Origin of the sequence: Pantoea sp. UBA5923, from assembly GCF_002431095.1 — a bacterium.
In the GTDB taxonomy this organism is placed as follows: domain Bacteria; phylum Pseudomonadota; class Gammaproteobacteria; order Enterobacterales; family Enterobacteriaceae; genus Pantoea; species Pantoea piersonii.
On the sequence record NZ_DJDN01000078.1, the window covers coordinates 84,330 to 93,471 of the forward strand.

A 9,142-nucleotide genomic window follows, 5' to 3' on the forward strand; every position below is an offset into this window, starting at 1 on the left:
TCCCCTTCGGCACAGCGCACCAGATAGGAGGTAAGCACCAGCGCCGACGCGCCAGCAATCACCGCTTCAGGGATGCTCTCGGCGCGTAGCTGATTCATCTGCCCTGGGCTGATGGCGAAGGTGCGTTCGCCCTGCTCGCCGATCAGCGTAAAGCAGCGGCCAATGGCGCCATCGACGCCCTGCAGATAGTTAAGATCCATTCGGCTGGAGGTGTTGCAGAGATAGCGATAGGCGTAGCCGCCAATCTGAATATTGTTGCACATTACGCCAAGCAGCACCGACCGGTCGTCGGCCAGTACGGAATAGTTGTGCAGCGTATTGCCAATAGTGCCGCCGGCAAACTGGTGGCTAATCAGGTTATCGCGCATCAGCTCGTGATAGAGCGCCTCGGCAACGTCGTCGGCGATAACTAAAGAGTGTCCGGCGCTCAGGCCGTAGCGCACCAGGAAGGCGTCATCGACTTTGGCCTCAATATCGACCAGCGTCTGGTCGATTCCCACGACCCAGCTCCCCTCTTCCACCTCCTGCGAGGCAGCATGCAGTAAGGGATCGCGAGCGCTAACGGGAAAATAGTGTTTGGATTTACGTTTGCCGGGAAATTTCATGATGGGTGCCGTCAGAAAAACAGGCGGAGGATGATAGCACATTCTCCGCCGCGGCTTTAACGACGCGCGTTGACCAGCTGCACCATCATGTCAATGTGGGCCGCATCCGCGTTCAGCGCCGGAATATATTCGAACTTCTCGCCGCCGCCGTGTATGAAGAATTCGCGGTTCTGTTCGCTGATCTCTTCCAGCGTCTCCAGACAGTCCGCGGCAAAGCCCGGGCTCATCACCTGCACATGCTTAACGCCCTTCTTCGCCAGCCCCTGCATGGTTTCGTCAGTGTAGGGCTGCAGCCAGGGTTCGCGGCCAAAGCGCGACTGGAAGGTCATCATAATTTGATCGTCGCGCAGGCCCAGCGCCTGCTGCAGCAGCGCAGTGGTATCGGCGCAGCGCAGCGGGTAGTCGTCGCCCTCTCTGGCGAAGCGCTGCGGAATGCCGTGATAGGAGAGCACCAGCAGATCTGGCTGGCCGTGCGCCGCGAAAGAGCGCTCTACCGAAGCTTTCAGCGCGGCGATATAGGCCGGATGCTCGGCATAGTCGCGAATAAAGTGAATATCCGGCATAGTCCGCGCCGTTTTAAACGCGCTGTACAAACCGTCCCAGACCGCCGCCACGGTCGAGCAGGAGAACTGCGGATAGAGCGGCAGCACGATCATACGCGTGACGCCCTGCGCCATCAGACTATCCACCGCGCTCTGCAGGCTGGGGTTGCCATAGCTCATGCCCAGCTCGACCGGCATATCGACGCGCGCCGCCAGCGCTTCGCGCTGCTGTTTGCTGTAAACCATCAGCGGCGAACCGCCCTCCATCCAGACGGAGGCGTAAAGCTTCGATACGCGAGGCGAGCGAAATGGCAGCACGACACCATTGAGGATCGGCCACCAGAGCCAGCGCGGCGTATCCACGACGCGAGGATCGCTGAGAAACTGTTTCAAATAGCGCTTTACAGCAGCTGTAGTGGGCGCGTCTGGCGTACCGAGATTAACCAGTAACACGCCGGGCTTGTCTTGCCTCATTGTTATTCCTTGATAGCGAAGATGCGTGAAAACAGGAGGAATTGTAGCGGAAACCGGGGAAGGGAAAAGCAATTACTGCAAAAGGGGCTGGCACTGCCAGCCCCAGAGGCGTTAGCCGAGAATGCGCGCCAGCTGCTTGCTGACGTCGGCGACCGGCTGAGTGCCGTCGATTTTGTGATAAGCGGTGTTGCCCGCTTCCGCTTCTTTGCTGTAGTAGGCAATCAGCGGCGCAGTCAGCTGATGGTATTCCACCAGGCGCTTACGCACAGTCTCTTCCTGATCGTCTTTACGCGTGGTCAGCTCTTCGCCGGTAACGTCATCATGACCTTCCACTTTCGGCGGATTGTATTTAACGTGATAAACGCGGCCTGACGGCGCATGTACGCGACGGCCAACGATGCGATCGACGATCAGCTCGTCCGGCACGGCGAACTCCAGCACGCAGTCAATTTTAATGCCGGCCTCTTTCATCGCATCCGCCTGCGGAATGGTGCGTGGGAAACCGTCCAGCAGAAAACCGTTTTTGCAGTCTTCCTGCGCGATACGCTCTTTTACCAGCGCGATAACCAGCTCGTCAGTTACCAGTTTACCGGCGTCCATAATGGCTTTCGCCTGGTTGCCGAGCTCGGTGCCGGCTTTAACCGCCGCACGCAACATATCGCCCGTGGAGATTTGCGGGATGCCATATTTCTCCATGATGAACTGAGCCTGAGTGCCCTTACCTGCGCCCGGAGCACCGAGCAGAATAATACGCATTGCGTAAATCCCCTTGCGAATCGCATTGATCAATCTAGAAGGCGAAGACCATACCATTATGACCCGCTCACCACAAGAAAGGCGCAGGCGCCTTCCCGGCGACGATAGCCCGTTTCTCCATAAAAGGCGGCGGACAGGCGCGGCTACGCCTTTTTTTCAGATTTGCCGCCAGGGCTGAACAGCCCTTGAACTCTTTTGTCGATCTGCGGCGTCAGGTTGGTCTGCTTTCGCCCGCTGCCGCGCTGGCTGGCGCGCACCAGCAGATACCCCTGCTGCGGCCAGAGCTCCAGATCGCCGGCGGGTGTCAGCGCGGCCAGCAGCGTCCGCGGCAGGGGGAAGCTGGCGAACGGCACGCCTGGGGTATGGCTGGAGGCGAGCAGCATCGGCGCGTGAAGGCTAATCGCGTTGACGCTGGCATGGTTATAAGGGCGCCAGCTTTGCTCTCTGATACGCGCCAGCGCGGCAAGCACCGGCGCGTCCAGCGGCAAGCCCTGCTCGAACAGCCGCAGCTCGCTGCGCACCAGCGTGCTGAAGTCGGCGGTGCGCAGCGCTACCAGCACCAGACCTTCTGGCAGATCGGCATGCCGATCGAGGCGCGCGACAAACAGCCTGGCGTGCGCCATCACTTCCTCATGCAGCACGCTGGCGAAGCTTTCGCTGACGTCAACCACTCCCTGATGTTGGCACTCATGCAGCGATCGCACTCGCCCATACGGCAGTTCTACGTGCGCGATAAAATTGATATTCCCGGCCATCAGCGGCACCGCGGGCAATACATTCAGCTCCGTGACGGGAAAGTGCGTGGCGTAGCGCGTCTGATTGCGCGCCTGCTCCTGCCGCAGGAAAAGCTGAGAAAGCAGAATGCGTGCTACGTGCAGCGACGGGGCGAAGAACACATCATACTGATCCAGCCGGTAATGCCGTGACAACAGGGTACGTAACCGGTCTCGCGCCTCGGAAGGTCGGTCGGCCCAGGGATGAAATGCCATCGCGTCGTGGTTCTCTTTTTATCTCTCGGGTGATGGCGGGTGCAGAGCCACGCATAGCTCTGCCTGCGAGTCAACCCGCCATAATCAGCGGGCAAGGTTAGGGGAATGTGGCTGGACTTTAAAATGATATAAACTGACAATCCCTGTTAGGTTTTTACACAGGGGATGAGTATGACCCGGCTACCTCCGCTAAGGGCGCTGCACCATTTTCACCAGGCGGCGTTACACAGCAGCTTTAGCGTGGCGGCCGAACGCCTGCACGTCACTCACAGCGCCGTAAGCCATCAGATTCGCCAGCTGGAGAGCTGGATGGGCAAGCCGCTTTTCGTGCGCACCAACGGACGCGTTAAGTTAACCTCACACGGCGAGCGCCTGCTGCTCAGCTGTCAAAAAGCCTTTAGCGAACTTTCCACCACCTGCGCCAGCATTCGCACCGGCATGCGCCATCATCTGACTGTCTCCTGCGCGCCAAGTTTTCTGTCGCAGTGGCTGATTCCGCGCATCAGCACCTTTTATCAGCGCTATCCCGATATCGAAATTCACTTTCAGGGGCAGCTGGAGCTGAGTCAGCTGCGCAGCGAACATGTCGATGTTTTGATCCTTAGCTATGAGCAGCCGCCCGACGGCGATATCGACGCCACGCTGATCGGTGATGATTATCTTGGGCCGCTCTGTGCGCCGCTGTTCGCCCCGCGCTTTCGCAGCGTGCAGGATCTCGCTGCCCTTCCTTTGCTGCACGCCGATACGCGCCTGCACGCCTGGGCGGAGTGGTCGAAAAGCGCCGAGGTGCGCGGCAATTTCTGGTCGGGAAAGCATTTCGACAACCTGACGCTTGGCATCCAGGCGGCGAAAAACGGGCTGGGCGTGATTGTGGCGCCGCGTCTGCTGGTACGCAAAGAGCTTGAAGAGGGGTCGCTGATCGCGCCGCTCGGCTTTGTCCGCGTCGATCGCGCGACCTGGATGATGACGAAGGAGTCGCGACGCAACGACGGCGAGATTACGCTGTTCCGCGACTGGCTGCGCGAGGCGGCGCAGCAGTAAGGGGTGTTTAGAAAGTGAATCACGCGCGTAAGGGCGCGTAGCCTGGGCAAAGAAGGGCACGACCAGAGGTGACTTACAGGCAGGTAATAGCCTTCAGGAACGGAGGCGTGGCTCAGGAGCAAATCATCCCTCAACAGCACCGTTTTAACACACAACGGCCGGTATTTTACCGGCCGTTGTGTTAGCTCATTACGCCGTCAGCAGCTGATTCATACGGCGGATAAACTGGTTAGGATCGTCCAGCGTGCCGCGCTCGGCCAGCAGCGCCTGATCCAGCAGCAGCTCAATCCACTCGCCGAAGCGCGTGTCGTCCTGCGTATCCGCCACGCGTTTCACCAGCTGGTGATCCGGGTTGATCTCGAAAATATACTTCACTTCCGGCACCGCCTGGCCCGCCGCGGCGAACAGCTTCGCCATCTGGGTGCTCATTTCGTTGGCGTCGGTGGTGACGATGGCTGGCGTATCGGTCAGACGATGCGTCAGACGCACCTCTTTCACGCGGTCGCCCAGCAGCGTTTTCACGCGCTCCACGAACGGCTCCAGCGCCTTCTCCGCCTCTTTCTGCTCTTCGCTCTCTTCATCCGCCAGCTTGCTCAGCGACTCGTCCGCTTTGCTGACTGACTGGAACGCCTTGCCGTCGAACTCGGTAAGGTAGCTCATCATCCACTCGTCGATGCGATCGGAGAGCAGCAGCACCTCGATGCCTTTCTTGCGGAACAGCTCCAGATGCGGGCTGCTCTTCGCAGCGGCGTAGCTGTCGGCGGTGATGTAGTAGATCTTCTCCTGACCTTCCACCATGCGGCTGACGTACGCTTCCAGCGATACATTCTGATCGGCGCTGTCGTTGTGCGTTGAGGCGAAACGCAGCAGCTTCGCGATCGCTTCCTGATTGGCGCTGTCTTCCGCCGGCCCCTCTTTCAGCACCAGACCGAACTCTTTCCAGAAGGTCTGGTATTTTTCAGCGTCATCTTTAGCCAGCTTTTCCAGCATCTGCAGCGTGCGCTTCGTCAGCGCAGCGCGCAGGGTCTGGGTAACGCGGCTGTCCTGCAGGATTTCGCGCGACACGTTCAGCGGCAGATCGTTGGAGTCGATCAGGCCACGCACGAAGCGCAGGTAGTTCGGCATAAACTGCTCGGCGTCATCCATAATAAAGACGCGCTGCACATAGAGCTTCAGCCCGTGTTTATGGTCGCGGTTCCACATATCGAACGGCGCGCGCGACGGGATATAGAGCAGGCTGGTGTACTCCTGCTTGCCCTCGACGCGGTTGTGGCTCCAGATAGCGGGATCGCTGAAGTCGTGCGCGATATGCTTATAGAACTCGTTGTACTCTTCGTCGCTGATTTCAGACTTATTGCGCGTCCACAGCGCCTGGGCTTTGTTGATCTTCTCCCAGGTGGTGGTGTCGTTCTCTTCATCTTTGCTTTCGATTTCCACCGGCAGCGCGATGTGATCGGAGTATTTGCCGATAATGCTGCGCACGCGCCAGGCGTCGAGGAACTCATCTTCGCCTTCACGCAGGTGCAGCGTGATTTCGGTACCGCGATCGGCTTTGGTGATATCGGCGATGGTATATTCGCCTTCGCCCGCCGACTCCCAGAACACGCCCTCATCCGCCGCCGCGCCTGCGGCACGCGTACGGACCGAGACCTTGTCCGCCACGATAAACGCAGAGTAGAAGCCCACGCCGAACTGACCGATCAGCTGGCTGTCTTTCGCCTGGTCTGAACCCAGGGACTCGAGGAAAGATTTAGTGCCGGATTTAGCGATGGTACCCAGGTTCTCAATCACCTCATCGCGACGCATGCCGATACCGTTGTCCGACAGCGTCAGGGTGCGCTTGTCCTTATCAACAGAGAGACGCACGCGCAGTTCGCCGTCGCCTTCATAGAGGCTGGCGTCCGACAGCGCGCGGAAGCGCAGCTTATCGGCAGCGTCCGAGGCGTTGGAGATCAGCTCGCGCAGGAAAATCTCTTTGTTTGAGTAGAGGGAATGGATCATCAGGTGCAGAAGCTGTTTTACCTCTGACTGAAAGCCACGCGTCTCTTGTCCTTTCATGGTCATTGTTACCTCAACGGAATCAGGTTGAACGAACGTTGAGGTTGATGTGGGGATGGTGCGGAAAATTTCAAGCCGACGTCGTTAACGACGTCGGCAAGCGGTCAGAAAGTAATCTTGTGACGCCCGGCCAGCGAGTGCGACAGCGTCGTGCCATCAACCATCTCCAGCTCGCCGCCTACCGGCACGCCGTGAGCGATGCGGCTGGCGTCGACGCCGTACTGGCCGCACAGCTCGGCGATATAGTTGGCCGTCGCTTCGCCTTCAACCGTAGGGTTGGTGGCGAGGATCACCTCCTTCAGGGTTTCTTTCTCCAGCCGCTGCTCAAGACGGTCTAACCCGATATCCTGCGGGCCAATGCCGTCCAGCGGGGAAAGATGGCCCATCAGGACAAAGTAGCGTCCGGCGAACTGACCGGTCTGCTCAATGGCGTGAATATCCGCCGGGCTTTCCACCACGCAGATTTGCCCGTTCTGCTGACGCCGCGGATTGGCGCAGATGGTGCAAATTTCCTGCTCGGTGAAGGTGCGGCAGTCGGCGCAGTGGCCGATTTCAGACATTGCACGCGTAAGCGCCTGCGCCAGCCGCATGCCACCGCTGCGATCGCGCTGCAGCAGCTGAAACGCCATGCGCTGCGCCGACTTCGGCCCAACGCCGGGCAGGCAGCGCAGCGCCTCCATCAGAGATTCAAGCAGTGGACTGGTTTGCATCAAAACGGCATCTTAAAGCCGGGCGGCAGCTGCATACCGGCGGAAACAGAGGCCATTTTCTCTTTCTGCGTTTCGTCGATACGGCGAGCGGCATCGTTGAATGCGGCGGCGACCAGATCTTCCAGCATATCTTTGTCATCTTCCAGCAGGCTGGGATCGATCTCCACGCGACGGCAGTTGTGCGCGCCGTTGATGGTCACTTTCACCAGGCCTGCGCCCGATTCGCCGGTAACTTCCAGCGCGGCGATCTCTTCCTGGACTTTGGCCATTTTGTCTTGCATTTGCTGGGCCTGCTTCATCAGGTTGCCCAGTCCGCCTTTACCAAACATAGTTTTCTCTCTCAGCTAAGGCCGCATCGCTATCCATGAGACAGCGGCAGCGTGGTCAAACGGGTCGGATACTCTCTTCATCCAGATCGGCGTCAAAGAACCGGCGCAGCGTCTGAATGTGCGTATCGCTAATGATAGACTGTCGCGCCTGCGCCAGCTTCTCTTCGTAAATGGCCTGCCGCCACTCAAGTGGCGTCAATACCGCAGGATTATCATCTTCAATGATAGTCAGTTCAACTGGCTGCCCGGCGGCGTCGCTCAGCGCCGCAGCGAGCACCTGCTGCGCTGAGGTGGAATTCAAATGACGCTGAGTGGAGCGCAGATGCAGACAAACGCCCTGTTCTGTACTCTCTTTCCAGGCATTCAGCGCCAGCTGCTGCACCAGCTTGGGCAGCGGCAGCGCGGCGATTTCCGCCGCCCAGGCGTCGCGCTGCTGCGCTTCTTCCATCAGGCGCGCCGCCAGCTCAGGGGTTTTCTCATGCTCAAGCGCCGAACGCAAGGCTTTTGGCGTCGCTACCGGTTCGGGCGCCGCTTCGACCTGGGTTTGCGCTTTCCAGCGGTACGCCTCTTTTTTCGCCGGCGCCGTTTCCCGCGGACGCGCCTGCGCGCGTTCGGTGACGGATGCCAGGCGCTCCAGCGCGGAGTTGGCCGGCCGCGTCAGGGACGCTGCCGGCTCACTCTTTTTTGGTTTGCTGGCCCCCTGGCGCAGCAGCTGTGTGCGCGCCTGCAGGAGCTGGCTGGTGGTATCAGAGAACGAGCCGTCCGGCGCGGCGGCCGGCGGTGCGGAGACCGGCGGCGCAATGGGTTCCGGCGGTGGCGCGGGCGGTGCCATCTGCGGCTGTGCGGCGGCCTGCGGCGACGGCGCGGCGACTGGCTGCGGCTCCGCCTGCGGCGTCATTGCCGGTCGCGCGACCGGCTCGGCAATCGCCGTTTGCGGATGAAAAGCCAGCGCGCGCAGCAGCGTCATCTCGACGCCCATGCGGCGATCGGGCGCCAGCGGCAGATCTTTGCGCCCCATCAGCAGCGTCTGATAATAGAGCTGAACGTCGGCGGGCGGCACGACGCGCGCCAGTTCGCGCAGCCGCGGCGCGTGGCTCTCTTCTTCATCATTGATCGAGCCGGGCAGCAGCTGCACCATGGCGATGCGGTGCAGCAGACGCAGCATCTCCACCAGCAGCGCTTCCCACTCCACGCCGCGCGACGCAGCCTGGTTGAGCAGCGTCATAACCTGTTCGCCGCTGCCTTCTACCAGCGCCTCAATCAGACCCAGCGGCTGCTCGTCGTCCAGCGTGCCGAGCATCTGGCTGACAATAGCGCCGCTGACGACGCCCTGCCCCATCGCGATCGCCTGATCAGTCAGGCTGAGCGCGTCGCGCATGCTGCCGTCGGCGGCGCGCGCCAGCAGCTGCAGCGCGCGCGGTTCGCTCTCGATCTGCTCCTGCTGCAGCACGTAATCGAGCTGTTTGCGGATCAGTTCGACATCCAGCGCCTTGAGATGAAACTGCAGGCAGCGGGAGAGGATGGTTACCGGCAGCTTTTGCGGATCGGTGGTGGCAAGCAGAAATTTAACGTGCGAAGGCGGCTCTTCAAGCGTTTTCAGCAGCGCGTTAAAACTGTGGCGCGACAACATATGCACTT

8 protein-coding genes, 1 pseudogene and 1 other annotated feature are annotated in these 9,142 nt (G+C 60.2%); of the genes and pseudogenes, 1 reads left to right on the forward strand and 8 read right to left on the reverse strand.

Annotation, left to right across the window (positions count from 1 at the left end; all coding sequences use genetic code 11):
- The 4 genes and pseudogenes from B3797_RS17705 to B3797_RS17720 all read right to left on the reverse strand — a co-directional run.
- Nucleotides 1–605: pseudogene (locus B3797_RS17705) on the reverse strand (inosine/guanosine kinase); the annotation flags it as partial.
- A 56-nt stretch (nt 606–661) separates the two neighbouring features.
- Nucleotides 662–1,621 (reverse strand): ferrochelatase, encoded by a 960-nt coding sequence (gene hemH / locus B3797_RS17710; protein WP_311782062.1) that lies wholly within the window; start codon nt 1,619–1,621, stop codon nt 662–664.
- A 111-nt stretch (nt 1,622–1,732) separates the two neighbouring features.
- A complete protein-coding gene (gene adk, locus B3797_RS17715; protein WP_126689271.1) occupies nt 1,733–2,377 on the reverse strand; it encodes an adenylate kinase in 645 nt (214 codons plus the stop codon).
- A 143-nt stretch (nt 2,378–2,520) separates the two neighbouring features.
- Complete coding sequence (locus B3797_RS17720; RefSeq protein WP_311791772.1) at nt 2,521–3,366, reverse strand: DUF6024 family protein; 846 nt, start codon at nt 3,364–3,366, stop codon at nt 2,521–2,523.
- A 171-nt stretch (nt 3,367–3,537) separates the two neighbouring features.
- On the opposite strand from B3797_RS17720, the gene B3797_RS17725 reads away from it, so the two are divergent.
- On the forward strand, nt 3,538–4,407 hold the full coding sequence (locus tag B3797_RS17725) for a LysR substrate-binding domain-containing protein (RefSeq protein ID WP_311782064.1): 870 nt from the start codon (nt 3,538–3,540) through the stop codon (nt 4,405–4,407).
- A gap of 189 nt (nt 4,408–4,596) precedes the next feature.
- Here B3797_RS17725 and htpG read toward each other — a convergent pair whose 3' ends face one another.
- From htpG to B3797_RS17745, 4 genes are all read right to left on the reverse strand, one after another.
- Nucleotides 4,597–6,471, reverse strand: coding sequence for a molecular chaperone HtpG (htpG, locus tag B3797_RS17730; RefSeq protein ID WP_311791773.1), 1,875 nt, complete (start codon nt 6,469–6,471; stop codon nt 4,597–4,599).
- A 98-nt stretch (nt 6,472–6,569) separates the two neighbouring features.
- Nucleotides 6,570–7,175: a recombination mediator RecR gene (gene recR, locus B3797_RS17735; RefSeq protein WP_120451321.1), complete on the reverse strand. Its 606-nt coding sequence runs from the start codon at nt 7,173–7,175 to the stop codon at nt 6,570–6,572.
- On the reverse strand, nt 7,175–7,504 hold the full coding sequence (locus B3797_RS17740; RefSeq protein ID WP_081139342.1) for a YbaB/EbfC family nucleoid-associated protein: 330 nt from the start codon (nt 7,502–7,504) through the stop codon (nt 7,175–7,177). Before B3797_RS17740 ends, recR begins: the two co-directional genes overlap by 1 nt.
- Nucleotides 7,505–7,559: 55 nt before the next feature.
- A partial coding sequence (locus B3797_RS17745) for a DNA polymerase III subunit gamma/tau (protein WP_311791774.1) occupies nt 7,560–9,142 on the reverse strand: 1,583 nt, incomplete at its 5' end.
- Nucleotides 8,148–8,209: a sequence feature (DnaX frameshifting element), on the reverse strand. Its footprint overlaps the gene before it by 62 nt.